The sequence below is a fragment of the Kovacikia sp. CALU 1929 genome, assembly GCF_056784235.1.
In genome coordinates, this window is sequence record NZ_JBXBCF010000057.1 from 1 (window position 1) to 20,609 (window position 20,609).

General features: G+C 48.9%; 15 protein-coding genes, 1 rRNA gene and 1 other annotated feature. Of the genes, 2 read left to right on the forward strand and 14 right to left on the reverse strand.

Annotated elements, in window-relative coordinates:
- Positions 1-404 (forward strand) — a sequence feature (mutual gap in cmsearch alignment for this rRNA model is longer than 100).
- Between the two features lie 81 nt (positions 405-485).
- A 5S ribosomal RNA gene (gene rrf / locus AC1S52_RS06610) occupies positions 486-602 on the forward strand.
- Positions 603-792: 190 nt separating this feature from the next.
- The gene (locus AC1S52_RS06615; RefSeq protein ID WP_482028223.1) at positions 793-1,830 is read left to right on the forward strand and encodes a thiamine phosphate synthase; all 1,038 of its coding nucleotides are present in this window, start codon (positions 793-795) and stop codon (positions 1,828-1,830) included.
- On the opposite strand, the gene AC1S52_RS06620 is transcribed toward AC1S52_RS06615, so the two are convergent.
- The 14 genes from AC1S52_RS06620 to hepC all read right to left on the reverse strand — a co-directional run bounded on the left by AC1S52_RS06620 (position 1,827) and on the right by hepC (position 20,594).
- Positions 1,827-3,770 (reverse strand): PA14 domain-containing protein, encoded by a 1,944-nt coding sequence (locus AC1S52_RS06620; protein ID WP_482028224.1) that lies wholly within the window; start codon positions 3,768-3,770, stop codon positions 1,827-1,829. The two genes, AC1S52_RS06615 and AC1S52_RS06620, sit on opposite strands and share 4 nt — an antisense overlap.
- A 355-nt stretch (positions 3,771-4,125) precedes the next feature.
- On the reverse strand, positions 4,126-5,220 hold the full coding sequence (locus AC1S52_RS06625) for an acyltransferase family protein (protein WP_482028225.1): 1,095 nt from the start codon (positions 5,218-5,220) through the stop codon (positions 4,126-4,128).
- A gap of 49 nt (positions 5,221-5,269) precedes the next feature.
- Positions 5,270-6,370, reverse strand: a complete 1,101-nt coding sequence (locus AC1S52_RS06630; protein WP_482028226.1) for a glycosyltransferase family 4 protein — start codon at positions 6,368-6,370, stop codon at positions 5,270-5,272.
- Between the two features lie 214 nt (positions 6,371-6,584).
- The gene (locus AC1S52_RS06635; RefSeq protein WP_482028227.1) at positions 6,585-7,733 is read right to left on the reverse strand and encodes a glycosyltransferase; all 1,149 of its coding nucleotides are present in this window, start codon (positions 7,731-7,733) and stop codon (positions 6,585-6,587) included.
- An 87-nt stretch (positions 7,734-7,820) separates the two neighbouring features.
- Positions 7,821-9,002 carry a glycosyltransferase gene (locus AC1S52_RS06640; RefSeq protein ID WP_482028228.1) on the reverse strand — a complete coding sequence of 394 codons (1,182 nt, stop codon included), beginning with the start codon at positions 9,000-9,002 and terminating at the stop codon, positions 7,821-7,823.
- Positions 8,999-10,564, reverse strand: coding sequence for an O-antigen ligase domain-containing protein (locus AC1S52_RS06645; RefSeq protein ID WP_482028229.1), 1,566 nt, complete (start codon positions 10,562-10,564; stop codon positions 8,999-9,001). Before AC1S52_RS06645 ends, AC1S52_RS06640 begins: the two co-directional genes overlap by 4 nt.
- A 54-nt stretch (positions 10,565-10,618) precedes the next feature.
- A complete protein-coding gene (locus tag AC1S52_RS06650; protein WP_482028230.1) occupies positions 10,619-11,458 on the reverse strand; it encodes a glycosyltransferase family 2 protein in 840 nt (279 codons plus the stop codon).
- Complete coding sequence (locus AC1S52_RS06655; protein ID WP_482028231.1) at positions 11,427-12,611, reverse strand: glycosyltransferase family 4 protein; 1,185 nt, start codon at positions 12,609-12,611, stop codon at positions 11,427-11,429. The genes AC1S52_RS06650 and AC1S52_RS06655 overlap by 32 nt, the downstream gene beginning before the upstream one ends.
- Positions 12,612-12,676: 65 nt before the next feature.
- Positions 12,677-13,858, reverse strand: coding sequence for a glycosyltransferase family 4 protein (locus AC1S52_RS06660; protein WP_482028232.1), 1,182 nt, complete (start codon positions 13,856-13,858; stop codon positions 12,677-12,679).
- A gap of 118 nt (positions 13,859-13,976) precedes the next feature.
- A complete protein-coding gene (locus tag AC1S52_RS06665) occupies positions 13,977-15,047 on the reverse strand; it encodes a glycosyltransferase family A protein (protein WP_482028233.1) in 1,071 nt (356 codons plus the stop codon).
- 36 nt (positions 15,048-15,083) lie between these two features.
- Entirely contained in the window at positions 15,084-16,376 is a 1,293-nt protein-coding gene (locus tag AC1S52_RS06670; protein ID WP_482028234.1) for a glycosyltransferase, read from the reverse strand.
- 49 nt (positions 16,377-16,425) lie between these two features.
- Positions 16,426-17,439 carry a glycosyltransferase gene (locus AC1S52_RS06675; protein ID WP_482028235.1) on the reverse strand — a complete coding sequence of 338 codons (1,014 nt, stop codon included), beginning with the start codon at positions 17,437-17,439 and terminating at the stop codon, positions 16,426-16,428.
- Positions 17,440-17,574: 135 nt separating this feature from the next.
- The gene (hepA, locus tag AC1S52_RS06680) at positions 17,575-19,425 is read right to left on the reverse strand and encodes a heterocyst formation ABC transporter subunit HepA (protein ID WP_482028236.1); all 1,851 of its coding nucleotides are present in this window, start codon (positions 19,423-19,425) and stop codon (positions 17,575-17,577) included.
- A gap of 224 nt (positions 19,426-19,649) precedes the next feature.
- Positions 19,650-20,594 carry a heterocyst development glycosyltransferase HepC gene (gene hepC / locus AC1S52_RS06685; protein WP_482028237.1) on the reverse strand — a complete coding sequence of 315 codons (945 nt, stop codon included), beginning with the start codon at positions 20,592-20,594 and terminating at the stop codon, positions 19,650-19,652.
- Between the last annotated feature and the right edge of the window lie 15 nt (positions 20,595-20,609).

Genomic DNA, 20,609 nt, shown 5'->3' on the forward strand with positions numbered 1-20,609 from the left:
TGCGCCAGCGATCGAACCCGGTGGCGTTGAAGTATTCCCGCACAATTGTTTTATCGTCAGTTACTGTCATTAATCTGGCGTTTTTTGAATTGCTGTTAACAACTACTAACTACCACGTTCCGGGGCAGGCGTAGGAGCATTGAGGGGATCCTTCCTTAGTACGAGAGGACCGGGAAGGACGCACCGCTGGTGTACCTGTTATCGTGCCAACGGTAAACGCAGGGTAGCCATGTGCGGAGCGGATAACCGCTGAAAGCATCTAAGTGGGAAGCCCACCCCAAGATGAGTGCTCCCATGGCAATAAGCCAGTAAGGTCACGGGCAGAACACCCGTTGATAGGCTCTAGATGGAAGTGCAGTAATGCATGCAGTCGAGGAGTACTAATAGACCGAGGGCTTGACCTCATTCATCGGTGAAACAATGACAAGTTCTATGCAGCCTTCAAGGTTTTGTTATTCAGTCTTCAACGACTGAATCCAAGCTTTCCTGGTGTCTATGGCGATGTGGACCCACGCTCATCCATCCCGAACTGAGTGGTGAAACGCATCCGCGGCGAAGATAGTCGGACGGTAGCGTCCCGCAAAAATAGCTCGATGCCAGGTTAACCTTCCAGACCCCCGCTCCACTGAGGAGCGGGGGTCTCTGTTTGAATAGTAATCTGTTTGAATAGTAATATTTGCCTCTATATTATCGACCTGACATTTTCAGGTTGCTTGCTAGAAATGTATTGCGCAACCGGAAGCATGCAGTTAAACCTGCGTAGTAGGATCGAGATGTTGTGAAGGGATTTTTATGGGCGATCGCAACAGCCAGGTTCGATTTGAACAGACTAATCTTTACCGAATTTTGGATGCTAATTTAGATCGCGCCCGTGAGGGATTGAGGGTTATTGAAGAATGGTGTCGGTTTGGGCTGGATAATGTCCAATTAAGTAAAGAATGTAAGAATTTACGGCAGGAACTTGGACGCTGGCACTCTCTTGAAATTCGTGCCGCCAGGGATACTCCTGGTGATGTGGGTACGGAAGTGAGCCATGCTCAGGAGTTACAGCGATCGACTATTCAGCATGTTTTAGAAGCCAATCTTTGCCGAATTGAGGAAGCCCTGCGCGTTCTAGAAGAATATGGCAAAGTCTATAGCCCAGATATGGGAGTTGTATTTAAGCAAATGCGTTACCGGGTCTATACCCTGGCAAGTGCTCTAATGCCCTACCAGCGCCAACAGTTGCTTAAAAGCTCTCTGCTCTATCTGGTCACTTCTCCTACGGAGAACCTAATTGCCACTGTTGAAGCGGCTTTGAGGGGAGGGCTGACTCTGGTTCAGTACCGGGACAAGGATGCAGATGACCTGGTACGTTTGGAGTATGCCTCTAAGCTTTGTCAGTTATGTCACCATTACGGTGCCTTGTTTATTGTCAACGATCGCGTTGATTTAGCCCTTGCTGTTGGGGCTGATGGTGTCCATCTGGGGCAACAGGACATTCCCATTGCTTTAGCACGGCAGTTACTTGGTTCCCAATTTTTAATTGGACGCTCTACCCATTGCCCCGACGATTTACATCAAGCTATTCAGGAAGGGGCGGATTACGTTGGGGTAGGTCCTATCTACGAAACCCCAACGAAAGAGGGTAGACCTGCGGCTGGTCTGGAGTATGCCCGCTATGCGGCTGCCCATGCGACTGTACCCTGGTTTGCGATCGGTGGTATTGATACCAATAATTTACAAGAAGTGTTGAGTGCCAAAGCTGAACGGGTTGCTGTAGTGCGTGCCATTATGCAGGCGGAAGATCCTACATTAATGACACAATATTTTTTGTCTCAGTTGGATTAGTTTGTACTCGGTGAAAGCCTGATAACGAGAGGAGAGTCGGGTACCGTTAATGTCAACTGAGTAGGAGATTGATATTGCCCGGTGGGAGTGACGGAATTGTTTGATAGATAGGTGTTTGCCAGTTGAATGGGAGTGTTGAGGGATAAGTTTATGGTTTGGCTGATAGTTTGATCAGTGCTGGGAACCTCCAACCAGAGCACCATATAGAAATCTCCATTGCTCTTTTGAAGCAGGGTCTGGCGCACGTTTTGGGTGTCACCACTGAGGGAATAGGTTAACGTGCCTGGTGTAAAGGGTGTACTGGAATCGTTGAGTAAGCCAATCAGATTTTGCAAAGCTGTGTAGGCGGGCTTTGGCGAACCGTCATAGCGGAGGATGCCATAATTCATCTCGCTGTTGTTAGGATCCAATCGCTGATCGATGAATTCGTAGGAGAAGGTTCGATAAACACCGCTGTTAAAGTTTTCCAGGAACATTCTGGGAATATATTTGCCCTGGACAGTTTCAGAGACGGGACGATCGGAGTTGGCGTTACCTGTGGAGTATCCAATCTCGGTGACCATCATGGGGAGGCTGGCAGAAGGTCTGGAGCGGTTCTCCAAATCCCGTTGCAGATTGCCGTTGCCAGGATGTAGTGGGTTGCTATAGGGGTGAGCATTGCCGTAGTGTATCCACTGGCTTAAATCACCCACCCGGCTGCTGGAATCTGGATAGACAAAGGAAGGTCCAATGATTCGAATCTGTTGGGTGGCCGGATCGCTGTTGAGTGCAATATAAGTGTCTCGCGTAAAGTCACGTAGATACTCAACCCAATTGTCACTGGTAACGGGTATGCCATTGCGGGAGTAGCCATTGTGGCGAAACACATCAAACTCATTCAAAAGTTCGATCGCTTCTACGCCCGCAGGCACCAGGTTTTTGGTCAGAGTATAAACGTCATGATGGGGAGGTTTGAGGTCATAGGAAGCGTTGGGTCCGGTGCCAATGATCGGATCAATTACAATGGTTGAGCGAATTCCCAATGCTCCTAACTCATTGGTGCGTTGAATCCAGGTGGGGTCACTGCCGCCATCCCGAATGTGACGAATTCCCAGTTCAAGTAACCGCTGTTTGATTAAGGGATAGTTGCCATAGGATGTGTCGTAGTAACGCAAATGGGTATTGATCCCAATGGAATCGACAAAAGAGTAAGCAGATTGAGCCTGCTGAGTCACGATCGCTGCCGCATTTAGCCCTTCTGTACTGGTAAAAAGATAATTCTCTGGAATAATTTCCTTGCTCTGGCTGGGGCTTGACCATAGCAGTTGAGAGGTGGCTCCACCATTAAACTCGTAGTACTCCATGCGGATGTCATAACGCTGTCCTGCATTGAGGGTAATCGCACCAAGGTCTTCTGTGGGAGCGTGGTTAGTCCAGTTATCAATCAACAGTTGCCCATTAACCCACAGCCTCACCCCATCATCTGAATAGGTATAGAAGGTGTAGGTTTCAGAATGTTGGGGTTGAACCTGCCCAGTCCAGCGGACAGAGAATAGATCGGGCGGTAAGGACGGAGCAGGTGACCCATCATTCCAGTTGAAGTTGACAGTTGGATCGATGCGGACCGCTCTCAGATTGGTCAAATCTAGCCCTTCATAGTATTGAGCTAGTAATCCATTGCCAGTAGTGGGGGGAAGAGAAAGATTGGCTGCCAAAGGGGCAGATGGTGTAGAAATACCAGAAGCTGTCGCGGTTTGATGATCAATATTTTCAGTGCCTATGAACCCTGTTTCGTTGACGGATGAAGCTCTTGCCTGGAGCAGCGATGGTTGTTCAATCAATGACTTTTCGGGGCGTTCAGCGATCGCTGTATCAACAATATTGAAATTGTTGAAATTGTTAGTCTGTAAAGTTGAACCCAGCTTGTTTTCAGCAGTTAGTGTGTCGAATGCGTTGAACACCTTGTCTCTTCCTACCAATAATTTACGACAAACAGGCGTGAGATAACATAGCGGTTTTGTCCGCTTTCTTCGCTATCAGTGGACTGCGGCGTAAGTTTGTCACCCCTTGTCCAAGAGGGCGGAGTGCGGAGTACGAAGTAAGTCAGCGTACCCGGATTTCCGCCTGTGAGTCCTAGTAATCTTTCAATTTTTAATTGCCCGTTGGCGGTTGTATGAGGATTATTTTTTGAAGGTTTTCAACCACCAAACAATCTTTCTTTGACAGAATACTAGCTTTCGTTTTGCTTTTCAAGATTGTCCTTGAAAGTTAAAATTCAAATGCCTATTAGGCTCTTGAGGAACACCGTTCAAAGTCTCAAACAAAGGCTTTCAGAAATTTAACTTTTCTGAAAATCAATGTCAGCGCAATTGAACCCAATAATCCTACCAGAAATCGAATTAAAGGTCCCGTTCCTGGGACAATTTCTGAAGTGGACTCCAGGAAAAGAGCATGGTCGGTGAAAAATACGTGAAGCCCATAAATTCCCAGCGAACAGCCAGAGAGAAATTGAATAAATGGAGGGGATTTTTGAGACGATAGTAAGGCGAGATACAACAGCAACCAGGAGCCAAATACTAAAGACAGCCGTGAGTAATGAGGGAATTTTTCAAATAAGTTCCACTCTAGTATGGTAAAGGTAAAAAATAGTACCAGTAAGCCCCATAGCTTTAGTTGAATTGACGGAGTTATACGATTTAATTGCCCTTGTTTGATTTCCTGTACTGCGATCGCTGTGGTAAACACGTAAGGAAGAAAGACAAGTGGGTTATGAATTTGCGTCAGTAGTTCTCTTTGATAAATGGTTGCATCAATGACCGGAAATGAGAGTACTAAAGCACACGAGCCGAATAGAAAAAAGTAGCTAACTCTTTTGGCTATTTCCCTTCTAGATTTGCCGAAAAATGGGACTAGTAGCGCTGCCACAGTCGTTAAAAATAACAGGGAAAAGAAAAAGTAGAAAGCTGAATATCCCCCTCCAATTATAAATCCTATCAAGTTGCTCGGAGAGGAAAGGGCTTGTTCGATTTTTGACGATTTTCCCGTCAGAATAAAATCGAAAACTAGCTTTGAAATGGACCAGAAAAGATAGAGAGAAACCAGCTTAGGTAGACGTTTTTGGGTGAAGTAGGACTTACCGTATTTTTCGCTCTTGACAAGAAACAAAAATAAGGAGATTTGGAGAAAGACTGGTACTGCCAGGTAGCCTACATTGGCACCCAAAATATCGGCTAAAGAATTTAGCTGTAATTTCCCAGTTAACACAACCAAAAGATTAGCATGGAGTACAACTACCATGACGGCAAAGATAGCGCGTAAAAAATCGAACCCCGCAAATTTTTCCAGTTGAGCCTGGTGAGGGCGATCGCCCATAACAGTTGGACGCGCAGCCCGAAGTAAAGGGGTTGTCATAAGCACCTCTTGTCTACTGAGAGAAACTAACTACTTGTAAGTTGGGGTGTTAGATGTTAGGCGTTAGGTGTGAGGAATGGTAGGCAGGTTGATGTCCAGGTTTCACTAGTTCTAAATACACGGCTAGTGTTTCATCGTGCACTCGTTTGACACCAAGCCATTCCAGGTTTTGCTGTGCTCGATGTTTCCAGATATTCAACTGATCTGGATTTTCAAGTAAGCTGGCGATCGCGTTTGCCAACACATTGACATTGGCAGGTGGAACTAAAACGCCTGCTTTGCCCCCATCTAGCGCTTCGGGAATCCCATCCACCTGACTGGCAACAATGGCACAGCCTGCTTCCCGTGCTTCGGAAAGCACCAGCCCAAAGGGTTCTCGATGGGAAGCAAGGACGAAAATATCGGTTGATTGCAGATAGCGCTGGGGTTCCGGTTGAAAACCTTCAAAGTGAATGCGATCGCCCACAGAACTTTTCTGAGCCTGGGTTTCAAACATAGCTCGATCAGGACCATCACCAACCAGGTAAAGATGGGCATTGGAATGGTCTAAAGCTAGTTGTTCAAAAGCAGCAATCAACTCAGAAATCCCCTTACGCTGGTACATGCCAGCAACGGTTGCGATCGCTGGACGGTGCAGTGGTACTGCACTTTCAACCTTTTTCTGGCGTGGGCTTCCCAGGGTCCCATTTTGCACAACCCGCAGCTTTTGAGCCGGAATTCCTCGCTGTTGCATAGACTCCTTCACCGAATGACTGACGGCAATCACGCGATCGGCTAGACCCATCAAGATGGCGCTGCGTTGAAACTCATTGTGAACCGTAGAAACCAGTGCATAATTCGATTTCAGCTTCAATAGTTTTGCCAGTACTACCCCAGTCATCATGTGAGCATGAACAATATGGGGTTGGAATGTCTGAATAATTGTCTGGTAATTTCTTGCTGCTTTGATTAGGGTAATCGGGTTTCTATGCTGATCGAGATAAAAATGTTTCACCCCATATTGAATCAATAATGCTTCATATTCTCCACCCGCTGATGCGATCGCCACATCATGACCCGATTCAGCCTGCAAACACGCCAGGTCAATTGCTACATTGATAATTCCATTTCCAAGTTCACGAATGTCGTTCAGAATATGGAGGATTTGCATGGGGAATTGGGTGTGAGGTGTCAGGTATCAGGTGTCAGGTGGTGATTGGGAATGGGTGATTGGTTAGGAAATGAATTCAACTTTTCCTAGAACAATGGAATTGTTTTGGTAGGGGGGGGAGGCGCTACCCTCTAAGCAAAGCTCGAACACTGACCGTAAAAGTTCAAAGGCAATATTAACACTGGAAAACTCACCGTAGAATTTCACAGGCAAATCAGCCAACTTGTAACGCTTCCTGACTCAACAGTTGAGTCAACATATCCACATATTGATCCACAATGCAATCAATCGAAAACGATTGGGCACGTTGGCGCAAAATATCAGGATTGATTGGATGATCGATCGCGGTTGCGATCTCTGATGCCATTGCTTCGGCATCTCCAACCGGAACTAACCGACCATACTTACCATTTAATAAAATTTCTGCTGGTCCACTTTCACAGTCCGTCGAGACAACGGATGTTCCCGTTGCGATCGCTTCTGCCACCACGTTGCCAAATCCTTCAAAAATCGATGAGAGGGCAAAAATGCTGGCTTTTGCCATGTAAGCATAGGGATTTTCCACAAACCCCGGCAACGCCACATCCTGCTCCAAACCAAGAGCGCGAATTTGCGCCTCTAACTGAGGGCGATCTTCCCCCTCACCCAAAATCATCAATCGTGCTGATCGGTGCTGTCGTAGTTTTGCAAAAGCCGCAATCAGTGTCGGAAAGTCCTTCTGGCTTACCAACCGTCCTACCCCCAAAATCACTGGCGGTTCACCAGGAGCAAACCAGGGATGATCAATCGGTTCCTCCATTTTCTGCACCAGATCCGGTGTAACGACTGGATTGTAGATAACCTGAATCTGCTCCACTGGCACGCCAGTGATCTGAGCCACATCTGCGGCTGTTCCTTGGGATGCCGCCACGATCGCATCCGCTAAGGGGTAAAACCACCGCACCAGACGAGGTCTGATCTTGCCGATTGTATGAGGCTGGTGATTTTGAAATTGGCGTGAGAGATAGGTTTGTACACACATAACAATTTGCGTAGGCACCCCAGCCAACCGCTGTGCCCAGATGGCTGAACTGAGAAGATCCAGGGCGGAAAACAGAACAGCGGGCTGTTCCTGCTGTAAATAACGTCGCAGGGCAAAGGTTTTAGACACGACCACTGGAAAGCGCGATTGTAAATCAATCACTCGTACAGAATCAGGCACCTGTGCCAGGTAATCGCCCTCTGCTTTTGCCAGCACCAGATCCGTTGGAAACCCCCGTGCGGCAAGTCCCTGCGCCAGATGGAGCATTGCCCGTTCTGCGCCTCCGCCTGCCAGGGCAGGAAGAAAAATGCTGATTTTTGGTTTTGTGGATGCTGGGTTCATTGAAATAGCTCCTGAATGGGGGATGGGCAGATGGGTGGATGGGTAGATGGGCAAGGGGGAATGGGGAGCATGGGTGCAGAGAGGGAATCAACATGAGGTTTGAGTCATGGCAGATTTGGATGAGGTAGAAACTAAAACTGAGTTTAGTAGTTGGACAATTTGTTGATTAATCCCATCTCGATGAAAGCGTTGACATGCTTGAGTTTGTGATTGTTGGGCAAATTTTTGTGCCCATTCCAGTTGATGCTGGTAGAGATTGATGACAGCAGCCAATTTTTTGGGATCTCCTGGGGGCACTAGCCAGTTCGTCACACCCGGTTCAATCAGTTCTGTGACACCACCGGCTTGAGCTGCAATCACAGGACGCTGACACAGCATTGCTTCTACGATGACCCGCCCAAAAGGTTCTGGGGCTATTGAGGTATGGGCGATCGCATCACAACTGTGCATCAGCGGCACCACATCCGAGCGAAATCCGAGAAATTTGACCCGCTCTTGCAAGCCCAATTCTTTGACTTGGGTTTGCAGTTGTTGGGCGTAAGCCTGCTCACCATATAGCGCATCACCGACAAAGATCACACCGACATCTTCTGAGCAATATTGCAAAGCTTCCAACAGAACATGCTGACCCTTCCAGGGCGAGAGACGGCTGAAATGCCCAACTAAAAACTTACCCGGTAATCCAATTTCCTGCCGAATTTGTTCAATTTGGGTGCGATCGCACTCATAGGCTTTTGGATCAAATCCGTTATAGACGACGCTGACAAGCTCAGAACGACCACCCGCTGCAATAAACGCATTTCGAGCTGCTTTAGATGTGGCAATTACTTGAGAGGCAAAGCGATTGGCAAGGGTAATAGCAAGTAAAAGATTGCTGCGACTGAAATGTTCGCCTGACAGAATGTCGTGCAGATGATAAACCAGGGGACGATGACTGAACCAACTGGAAATTGCCCCCACAACCAATGCTTTTTGTGTGTTGGCATAAATCAGATCAAAGTTACGACTCAGTTGCGTAACGTTGGCAATCAGCGGCAGTAGTTGCCGGAGGCTGCTCATTCCTTGCAGCCAGCCGCTATCTTTACTGACCTGTAGCGATTTTGCCGCCAGGATTTGCACCGGAATCTGCTCCAGCTCCAGCATGTGCCTGAAGGGGCCATCGGTGAATAAACAGACTAGACTGCGATCGCGAAATGGCTTCGCAATTTCGAGCAAACAAAGTTCTGCACCGCCCGGTTGTCCACTCTGATCCAGAAATAGGATTTTCATGGTTTAATCACCCTCTCAAGCTGCGAACTGATTGACTGAGCAGAAATTGCCTGCATCCGCTGGTAGTCGTAATAGCGTTGAGCGGCTAATGCTAACCCCGCAAACGACCACATAACCATACCCGAAAGCGCCGCCGTTGCACTGCCCAAACCAATTTGGGCGAACACCCCTAAACTAATGGCACGAGCCGCGCTCATAAATGAGTCAGAGCGTCCAACGGTACTTTGGAACAGGCTGAAAAACATCAAAATGATGCCTCCCAGGTAGGGAAGGGTGCCAAACCATCCCAGGGAAAAGAACATACTGAGGATGCCGCTGTCATTTGCGCCAAGCCGGTCACTCCGCACCACATGACCCAACCCTTCACCGGGAATTTGGGACAGTGCCTCTCCTAAGATTTCGGTGTAACCAGACAGGCGATCGTTGTAGCTAACATCGTCTTTGGTGTTGGTAAAGCTTTGCAAACGGGCATTGATTGTAGTTGCAAACGGCTCCATGTTAACCAATGGAATCACACAGATTGCCATCACCATAATCGTGACTACTAACCGCATCTGGAGCTTAGGCTTGAGCGAAGGAATGAAGGTGATCACGCCGACTATCCAGCCCAACCAGGCAGCCCGCACCATTGATAACAAGAATGCCAGGTACCCCGCTGCTACTGCCGGAAACCGAACCACACTCTGGGTGCTGAACAATAGTAGTAGTCCCGCCATCATGACTGTCGCAAAGGGTCCGGGGGAATTCATCGTGCTGAACACTCTCATTGCCATTGGTTCCGGTGTACCAAACGCCAAAAGTCCGGTATTCACCAGCCAGAACCGATCCCACTCCGGTGCAACGAGATACTGAAAGATGCCATAGCCTCCGGTTACTAAAACACCCCAGACAAAGACCCGCTGGATGTTCTGGCGATAGCGGGGGTAGTCGCGCCAATGAGCGAACAGGTGAAAAGCCAGCAGAATCGGAGCTAACCAGTTCAGTAATGCCACGATCGCTGCGGTCGGTTCCTGATTAACCATGCCAACCAAAAACCCATAAACCACCCCTGTAATGGAAAGAACCAGAGGCAAGCCCCCCGTTTGCAGGGAGCGGGGCAACTTTTTGATTAAGGTCAGCATGGACACCATCATCACCAAAAACGGAGCCAGCAAAACCGGACTGGGATCAACCCAGCCACTCTGAAAGTCAATCAGGCGACGGACAAAGGGAGACAGAAACGCGACCCACCAGGTAAATCCCAGGTAGAGGATGGGATACCGGATAAACAGAAACAGTCCAACCAGTAGCGCCCCCGCCGGGTACGCCAGCCGCAAAAGCCCACCGGCGTGAGCCAGAATGCCCGCTACGGTAAACAAAGCGAAACCCAGAATCGCAGTCCATGCCAGAGTTGGATGTAGACCGATCTGGCTTCTGGGGTGGGGCGTGGCGGTTTGGGTGAGCATGGGGTTGGTTGTTAGTTGTTGGTTGTTGGTTGTTAGTTGTTGGTTGTTGGTTGTTAGTTGTTGGTTGTTGGTTGTTAGTTGTTGGTTGTTAGAGAAGGAAAAGTGGTCATTGGTCATTGGTCATTGGTCATTGGTCATTGGTCCGAACTCTCAACTTTTAATTTTTAATTTTTAACTTTCAACTAACTCATCCTGCTCCTCTGCTTTAGCTGCTTTCCAGTCGATTTCGTATAATTTGATTTCTTTCAAAAAAATGTAGTAGCTCCAAAGGACGGAGAGGGAAAAGCCTGCTAAACCCTGGCGAAACATACGGTACCAGAGGTATTGCTGGATAAATTTGGCAGGGGGTTTGAAGAGCAGGCGAAACAGGCTGAATCGTTGACCAGTTTGATGGGCCTGTTGAGCATCGAGATCGGTGTAGCGGTTGAACCGAATGACGAGATCGCTGATGTCTCGAAAGCCGTGGTGCCAGATGACTCCTGGTAGTTTGATGACTGGAGCATCTTTGATGTCGGGTCCTTCGTGAACGAGGACGTTTTTGATGCGAAATAGGTGTTTGTTATACAGACGGGTGTGATATTCCGGTTGGGAGTCTAGCCATTGGTCCCAGAAGTCACCGATGCGAAGGGCTGAAAAGGCGTGGGCTGGTAGGGTGGGCGATCGCTTCCAGTCCAGCAGAGCAGATGCCAGTTTTTGATCCACGATTTCATCCGCATCGATAAAAAATATCCAATCATTAAGTGCCTGGTCAGCCCCAAAATTTCGCTGACTGGCGTATCCAGCCCAGGGATTGAAATAGACTTGACAGCCCAGGTTTTGAGCAATCTGGGGTGTTTCATCCTGGCTCCCGCCATCGACAACGACAACTTCATCCGCAAATGATTGGCAGGAGCGAATCGCATTAGCAATACATTCTTGCTCGTTTTGAGCAATGATGACCACTGAGATCTGGCGAACTACGGGTTTTGCTGGGGCTGAATCACTCGCCTGCGGCGGGCTGAAGACAGTCATAGGAGGCACCTCTTAACTGGCGGGCTTGGTCGTATAGGGAAAGATTGTGTTGGGCGATGCGGGACCAACTGTAGGCTTGGGCAGTTTCGTAAGCGTTGCGACGTAAACGCTCCAGGTAGGACCGATGGGTGAGTAACTTTTCCAATGCCTGCTCGATCGCCTCACTATCCCGACCGGGAACCAAGATGCCGTCGTGTCCATCTCGGATAATTTCTAGTGGTCCTGGTGTGGCGGTGGTGATTGGCGCTAAGCCACACGCCATTGCTTCAATGATGGCGACCCCAAACCCTTCTGAAATTGTGGGTAATAGTTTGATGTGATGCCCTTTTAATAAAGATGGCAATGTTTTGTGATCGTAACGGGGAACGACTTTGATGCGATCGCGCACGGCTGGATCAAAGTCGGCGTAGACCATCTCTTCTGGACATTCGGTTCCTAAAAAACTGACTTCGACATTTGGAAAGCGTTGGAGAATAGCGTTCAGAGCGGGACTGCCATAGTGAACCCCCTTACGGATGATGTAGGTGCTAACCTGGGCAATCCGAATCGGTTCGTTCTCTGCTAATTTATTGTCTAACAGAGATTCAAACGGCTGGTTGAGAAAGGTTTCTGGAATGCCGTTGGCAACAATGTGGGCGCGTTCGGGGCTGACTCCTAATTTGTGGATGGTATATTCGCGATCGCGTTGGTTGAGTAGCAGCGCCAGGTCGGCATAGCGCATGGAGGCTGCCGCTTCCCACAGCCGAATGCTGCCGCGATAGAGGGGGTATTTCCAGCTAAAGCGGAGATTTCCCCGTTGCACTTCTTCTACGTATTCCTCATGCTCAATGTGCTCCAACCCATGACAGCGGGCAATCATCAGCGGGCGGTTTTGCCGTTTGCGGTGTAAGGTTGCCCACAGCCAGCCATCCCCGGTTGAGGCATCTACAATATCGACCCCGGTTTGTCGTTCCAGGGTGGCAACCCGGTGGGCAACGAATTCAGGGAAAAGAGCAACTTTGGCTAGGGGATGCAATGGCTGGGGCAGGCTATCGTAGGAGTAATACGCCACTTCATGCCCCAGACGTTCATATTCCTGTCCAAGCCGCCAGGTCACGCCTGCTGCGCCTGCGTTGGTGTTGAAGTTGTAGTGGCAGGTGAAGAGGATTTTCATGAGGGTGAGGTAGGAGATGTTAGGTGTTAGGTGTTGGAGGTTTAGTTGGTAATTGGTGGAGGGGTTTAGGGGTAGGAATGGGGATATAGTTCACGGGAATAAGAAGTTGTCGGGTGGGGGTGTTGTTTAGCGAGGAATAGGGATTCCAGGGTTTGAAAATTTGTGTGGGCGTTGAATTTGTGTTCTGCGACTTTTCGTGCTCTGGTTCCCATGTCTCGTCCCAGATTGGGATTTTCAATCAGGGTGCGGATGTGGTGGGTGAGGGTGGCGAGATCGCCTGGTTCGATCAAAAAACCAGTGTCGCCGTGGGTCACAATTTCGGGGATGGCGCTTAACCGGGTAGCGATGATGGGCAGACCGGCTGCCATTGCTTCAATAAACACCCAGCCAAAGGGTTCGGCATAGGTTGGCATGATGAACACGTTTGCCTGACGATAGAGCTTCAACCACTCTGGGGTATAAGCGGTGATGTTTCGATAAATGTGAACATTCGGATGGGAGCAGTTAACTTCAGCCTGGGTCACCAGATGTAGTTCTGCCTGATCGGCAAAGCTTTCTAAGAAAACGGTGAGTAAGTCCTGTCCGCCTTTGCGATCGAAGTCACCACCCACAAATAGAATGCGGTAGGGAGCTTGAGGCGCGGGCATTTCAGAGGGAGTGATTTTGGTTAAATCAACGCCTGGATAAACGACTTTGACTTTTTCAGAATTGATGCCGTAGTCATTGATAACGGATTGTCGAGCTGCTTGGGAGAACGCGACTACCGTGGCAGCCGTTTCATAAACTTGTTTTTCTAAATACCAATTGGGGCTGTAAGTCCATCGCCAATGGGGATGGGTTTTAATGGTGGATGCTTGGGCGGCAGTCATGTCCAGGCTGACGATGGTGGGCAGCTTTTTCATCAAATCCAGCGATGCTAAGGCTAAAGCCTGGGTATGGAGATGTAGGGCTGAGTACCTGGTTTGCTTTAATTTGCGGAGTACCAGTTGTCTTGCCATATAACCAAAGCCGTACTGGATCCGAAACCAGTGAAGATCCAGGTTTTGATCTTGTATCCAGCGGTTTGGTACACAAAGACTGAGCAGGCGATTAATGATGCGGGTTGGGAGTGTGCGCTCTTCGTTGTACCAGTAAAGATCGGTTGGGCAGGTAGAGCAATTGCTAAAGTAATCCCTCATCAGGTCACCGTAGGTTCGGTGTCCCAGGTAGCTTTCAACAATTGAGAGGATGTGAGGGGAGGAAGGCATGGGTGAGGGGGAAGGTAGGTGTTAGTCAGTAGTCAGTAGTCAGTGATGCTTGGTTACTGGTCAGTGGTATTTACAGGCGACAAATGACAAACAATGACTAGTGACCAGTGACCAATGACTAATGAAATTTAAGTTGTGGAATGTCTATCGGTGTCATCCAATCTAGACCGTAGTTTTTAATGATTTGACGGGCAAAGGGGGTTCTGCCGGGATAGGGATAGAGTTGGTTACGGCTGAGGCGATTGAGTAGTTTTTTGATCGGGTAGAGTGGATAGTTTTTGAGCAGAGAGGACAGGTGTTTCAATGCCTGGGTGGGTGTTTTTGAGGCTCCGATCGCTCGGTATAAGGAGCAGGCGTGTTCGTTGTGTAAGTCTGCAAGAAGTTCTCTATCGTCTGGTGGATGCTTAAAGGCGCGGTCTTTGCCGCTGTGTTTGAGCAGTTCCAGGTTTTTTTGGGCGATCGCCAGCAAGTTCTCGGTAATGTGGGGTAGCATAGCATCTTCGGTCGCCTGCCCGGTGTAGACACGCCAGGTTGCTAGTAATTTGGGGATAAACAGAATATCTGTATAAAGTCCCAAACGCATTGTCCAGTCGTAATCCCCAATCGCTCCATAGCTAGAGGGAAACCCTTCTAGCTTCTGAATCACACGATGGTGAAATACTAAGGAAGTCATTGTTTGATACAGGGCGCGATAGACAAAATGCATCATGAATTCACATAGCCCAGATCGGAGATGAGTCGTTTGGTTAACTTCAGAATATAGACCGAATGCTTTATCGACGAGCGCCTGATGGGAAATGACTGTAGTACCCATTTCGTTAATTAAATCAAATTGAAAATGGCAAGCATCTATATTTGGATAAGCATCCAGTGCTGACATCGTAGTTGAGGCGAGTTCGGCAGAGCAGGTGTCATCACTGGTCAAAAAGTAGAAATAGTCTGTTTTGACATGCCTCAAACATTCATTCCAATCGGCATACATTCCCTGGCGCAATCCCCTCAGTAACAGAAAGCGGCGATCGGAAGCAAATTGCTGCATGTATTCCCAACTGCCATCGGTGGAATAGCCATCAACAAACACACATTGCCAGTCCGGATAGTCCTGGGACAGGATGCTGTTAATACAGGCTGGCAAATAGTCCACCTTGTTCAAGTTAGGAACACAAAATGTAAACCGCGATCGCTCCATATCTATTACCGATTACCAATGACTAATGACCAATGACTAATGACTAATGACCAATGACCCACTCACAGAAGGTTTATTTAAGTTGTGTACGTTAACGGTTGCGGCTGATGTGCCCAATTCCAGAAACTCTTTCACCGCCTCCCAACGGGCATCAAAGGTATGACAGGCATTGAACAGAGCTAAAGCATTGTGCCGCAACCGCTCAATTTCACCCGTTGTTGTGTAAAGCGTGACCAGTGCTTTTGCCATCAAATCCGGTCGGTAACGGGGCACAATGATGCCATTGAAGCCACTCTGGATGATTTCCCTGGGACCTAAAATGTCAAATGTGATGGGGATACATCCAGTTGCCATCGCTTCCAGGGGGGGCAGCGGACCTCCTTCGCCCCAAAGTTCATCTTTCCCCAGGTTCATCGTCAGAAAGACGGAGCAGGAACGCATTCCCTCCAGGATCTTTTCCTCAATCCCTTTAAGCTGGATAAATTTCAGTTCTAGCCCCTGGGAAATGGCAATGTCTCGGATGATGGCGAGGTAGCTTTCGGTGTGGGGTCCTTCATCCATATACCCGACCTGGTCATGGTGACGATGAGTTTCGTCGGGTGTCCACAGGCTGTCATCAACTAGATTGGGCAGGAGCGTAGAGGGTTGATTGAAGTACGCCATGTGCCACGCCTGAATGGTGCGCGAAATTCCGGCGGTGTTTTGAATTTTATGGCGGTAAAGATTGGCTAATAGGGGGAAATGTGCATTCTCAGTAAAACAGATGTCCATGTTCCAGTAGTAAACCCGATCGCACTCCTGAAGAAAGGGTTTTGCCTCTGCCCAGGAAGTGATACAGCGAATGTTTTGGCGTGTTTTCAATAGTGCCCGAAATTCATCCAGAGAAATGTGAGGTTGATGATCCAGTAACCACGGTTCGTAGGTACCGTCATAGGTGACGATGTAAGCTTCGTAGCCGTGCTGTCGTAGTAGTTTAACCAGACAGTTGAACTCTTTAATGCCCCCGTTAAACTTCCAGCCACCCCCCTCTTCCTGACTCATGCAGGCAGAGACGAAAATGGTGGGTTTAGGAGCGTCAAGCCTGGTAATTTCCTGCCTCAACTGGGCTTGGAATTGGGCGATCGCCGCTGCGCCTGAATCTTCCTCTGTGATGACACCGGAGTCGTAGGCAACTTTCTTGAACAGGGAATGCAACCCAATCAGGCGAGCACCAAACCGGGCAACATCAATCACAGCATCTCGCAAATCTCCTTTCACCAAGGGAATGACTCGCTTCAGTGTCAGTCCCAGTCGGTGCAAGCTACTCGGTATTCGCCAGTATTTGATCATCGTTTGTTGCCTCCCTGAAATCGTTGGGCTAATTCCTGAAATCTTTCAATTAATTCAGTTGCTGAACCTGTTCGTTTGGGATAATTTCCAGTTTTTGTAAGGTCGTTTTGATTTTCCGCTTTACTCTGCTCAAGAAACTAAGCTGCTCCGGTTGAAAAAATTGCTCCAAAAGTTCCCGGTTGCGGTTCAGGGTTTCTAAAGCCAATTCTTGTTCAGCGTCAGTGACCATTCCCGGCACATCCACAATTTGCCCCGTCTGATCGCCTGCAATGATTTGAGCGATCGCGTCCCGGTGCCATTCCTGAATCAATCCAATATTCCGTTTTTCCAGTTCCTGAAGCCTGGAATCCGGCTTTGTGCGGGTTGTCCCCCAATCCACATCCGACTGATAGCGGATACCAAAAACTCCATTGCGGTATCCCGCCTGAGCGCTGCGAATCGAATATTCAAAGTCATCGCACATATAGGGTGCTAGTTTTTCTTCCAGCAGCCCCAAGGTACGAACCAGTTCAAACGGAATGCAGACCGGGCTTTTAATGGCGATCGCTCGGTAAGCAAGTTGCCCTGGCAGCAAAACATGGGCATCGGGAATGCCGTGTCCGTAGGCATTTTCAACATAATCAGCAAAGGGCTGAACCGAGTTAGAGGTTAAGGTATCAGGTGCCAGATTTGCGCCATGCCGGAAAGAGACAAAGCCTAATTTCGCTCCTGCCCAGTCGTAGAGCCTGCCAATTCTTTCCTGGAGTAGAAAGTCATGCAGCAGAACATCATCTTGCAGGATGATGTTGTAACCCCTGCCCTGCTGATTAGCCGCTTTCAGACCCGCATTAATCGAGCGAATTTCATGGACATCCGGTGTGTGAACTTTAGTGATCGGAACATGGGCAAAGGTTTTGATCAATTCATCCACAATGGCTTCAGTACCATCGGTACAGCCATCTAAAACCGGATAAACATGGCTGTTATCACGGCAACAAATCAGCACACAGGTCAAGACTTCTTTGATTAAGTCTTCCTTATTGTGAATCGTGATGATGTAGTTGAACTGTGGTGATTCAGACACGTTAAACCTCATCTAGTTGTAATCGTTTCCTCGATCAATTTTCCAATCCTTTTGGGGGAAGGGTTTTCATCCTGCGTACAATTTTTGACCATATCGGTAAACCCTCCCCTAACATCCAACACTTAACACCTACACCTAACCCACCTGCCCCACCTGATGCTGAATCTGGTGATAGTTCCATAGCTTGCCGCGACTGTCGAGCAACTGCTGATAGGTTCCCTGCTCAACGATGCGTCCCTGCTCCAGCACAATCACCTTATCGGCGCGAACAATGGTGGAAAGTCGGTGGGCGATCGCAACCACCGTCCGCCCTTTTGATAACTTTTCCAACGACTCTTGAATCAGCCGTTCAGAAATGGAATCTAAGGCGCTGGTTGCCTCATCCAGGATCAGGATTTCGGGGTTTTTCAGCAGGGCACGGGCGATCGCAATTCGCTGGCGTTGACCACCGGAGAGCCGCACACCGCGATCGCCTAATGGAGTATCAAACCCCTGGGGCATTTCCAGAATAAAGTCTAGAGCGTTGGCTAGGCGGGCGGCTTCGATAATGTCTTTTTCAGTGGCAGCTTCTGTGCCGTAGGCAATGTTGTCACGAATGGAAGCATTAAAAATAAATGTGTCCTGGCTTACAACTGCCATGTTTCGACGCAGAGAGTTGATTTGAAACTCCGTTAAATCAACCCCGTCAATCAAGATTTTGCCTTCGGTGGGGTCATAGAAGCGGGGAATTAAATCGACCAGAGTTGTTTTACCTGCTCCCGAAGAACCCACCAGGGCAGTCATTTCACCCCGGTTAATTGTGAGGGTAATGTTGCGGAGCACTGGTAGGTTAGCATCATAGCCAAAATTGACAGCTTCAAAGGCGATCGCCCGTTGCAAGCCTGTAAATGGGCGATCGCCATCCTGCAAGTAGGGCTTATTATCGGTTCTCAACAGTTCCCGGATATTATCAAAGGCACCCCAGGCAGTATTTAGCATTGCCCGGTTGCCGTTGATTTCGTGTACGGCAGGCACCAACCGAAACAAGATAAACAGAAACGTCAGCAGGGATGCGATTTGCAGCGTACCGTTTGCCACAAACAGCGTCAGGGCAATTACGATCATGGTAATCAGGATGGTGGTTGCTAACCCTTCTGCTACCGGACGCACAATCGCCCATCCACGAACCGCTTTCATCGTTGTAGTCAACACATCCGAACTGGCACGATAAAACCGTTTGCGCTCAAAATCCTGAGTCGCAAATGCCTGAATGGTACGGATGCCACTGATAAATTCCATCGCCCGTCCGGTAAATTTTCCACTGGCAATCGACACATCAAAACTGGCTTCCCGTACCCGTGCATTCAGGGTAGAAAGCCCGACTGCCAGCAGGCTGAACAGGGCAACGGATATCAGGGTCAGTTGCCAGGAAAGTTGGAACATCAGCACCAGGTAAACCGCCAGGGTTAACCCCTTGGTGATCATGAATGCCAGCAGTCCAAATGCTGCTTGTAGTCTGGCAATTTCGTTGGTTAGCGTGTTGATTAATTCCCCAGAATTGGTTTTGGCAAAAAAGCCTAGACCAACCGACTGCAATTGTTCAAAAATACGCCGACGCAAGCGATCGACCAGCTTTTGCTGGGTCAATTCCGTGTAAACCTGGGTCAGGTAGTTAAAAATTGCCCGCGTCCAGGTTGCCGTCAAAATCAGGGCAGACACCCGATAGAGACGATTCATCGCCGGTTCATGAATCCCCAAAATCCAGGTGTCAAACCAGCCCACTCCCGTCTGAAACGGAGGCGCATCTGGACTCACCAGACTTTGGAGAAACGCCAGCAGAAAGCCAAACCCAAACCCTTCAAACGCCGCTGCTGCCAGGGCAAAGGCGATCGCCAGCGTGGCAGTCAACGTAAAGTACTTAAACTCCCGCAGAATCAGATAATTACTCTGCCAGAAGCTCGTAACTTCAAGGGTTTTACGGATAAATGGTGGAAGTCTCAGGGGCATTCGTGAGGTATGAGGTGTGAGAGGGTAGGAAGTTGAGAATTGAGAGTTGAGAATTTTGAGTTGGCGATATCATGCTTCACTCTTTACTCTCAACGACTTTCACCTAGTTCAGTAATGTAGTGTGCAACTTGGTAGCCATGATCCCCGGTGTCTCGTGGAGATCAATTGAATTGATTGAGTGGTCTTCTCAGACACCGGGGATCTGGGGATTGTCGTGCATCCTGTTAGTAGGCTCCAAATCCCGAAATCACTTTGGGAATGGTGAGCAGAAGGATTTTTAGATCCTGTCGGAAGGACCAGGCACCGAGGTAGCCCAGATCGATGCGGTTGACAGCGTCTAGATCTCGCAGAGTGGCACGCCGGGTGATTTGCCAAATGCCGGTAATTCCTGGCAGAGCGTTTAACCGATGGCGAACGCTGGGACTGAGCCGCAGGGCATCATACAGTGCCCAGGGACGAGGTCCAACCAGGCTCATTTCGCCGCGCACGACGTTGATTAGCTGGGGCAGTTCATCCAGGCTGTAGCGCCGCATCCAGGCTCCCAGCGGAGTGATGCGAGGGTCATCTTCGAGCTTGTGCAGCCCCGCTTGATTCCCCATCACTTGATGGTGTAACTGCTCTGCGCCAGTGACCATCGTGCGGAATTTGTAAATTCGGAATAGTTTACCCCGCTCACCCACTCGCCACTGGTGAAACAAAATGGGACCCGGTGAAGTTATAACAATCAGACAGGAGAGAAGCAGCATCAGGGGACTGAGGAGGGTGAGCAGCAAAGCCGCGATCGCCCATTCAGACAGTCGTTTAATCCACCATTTGACCCGGTTTCGCTTCTTCGGCAGTGCCGCCATACTGGGTAATTTCAGAAAGACTGATTTACCACCATTGGCACAGGCATCTGCCCAAAATTTCAGTTCGGTTTCAGAAAGGTCCAGGGGAAGTTTGACCAGTTGCACTGGCGATCGCTGTAGGCATTCACTTAGCCACGCTTGTTCTGTCAAAGGTGGCAAATAGGGCGCTTTTAGATCTCGGTTCAATTTCACCAGAAGTTGCTTTTGTCGCCACTTCAAGTTGTATCGGGATGACCGATTCAGGGATGGTTTCGAGTCTAGCGTTTGCTTTTCCAGCGTTTGCTGATTAAGCGTTTGATGTTCAGTAGAAAGCATACTCATGCACCTTACGGGGGG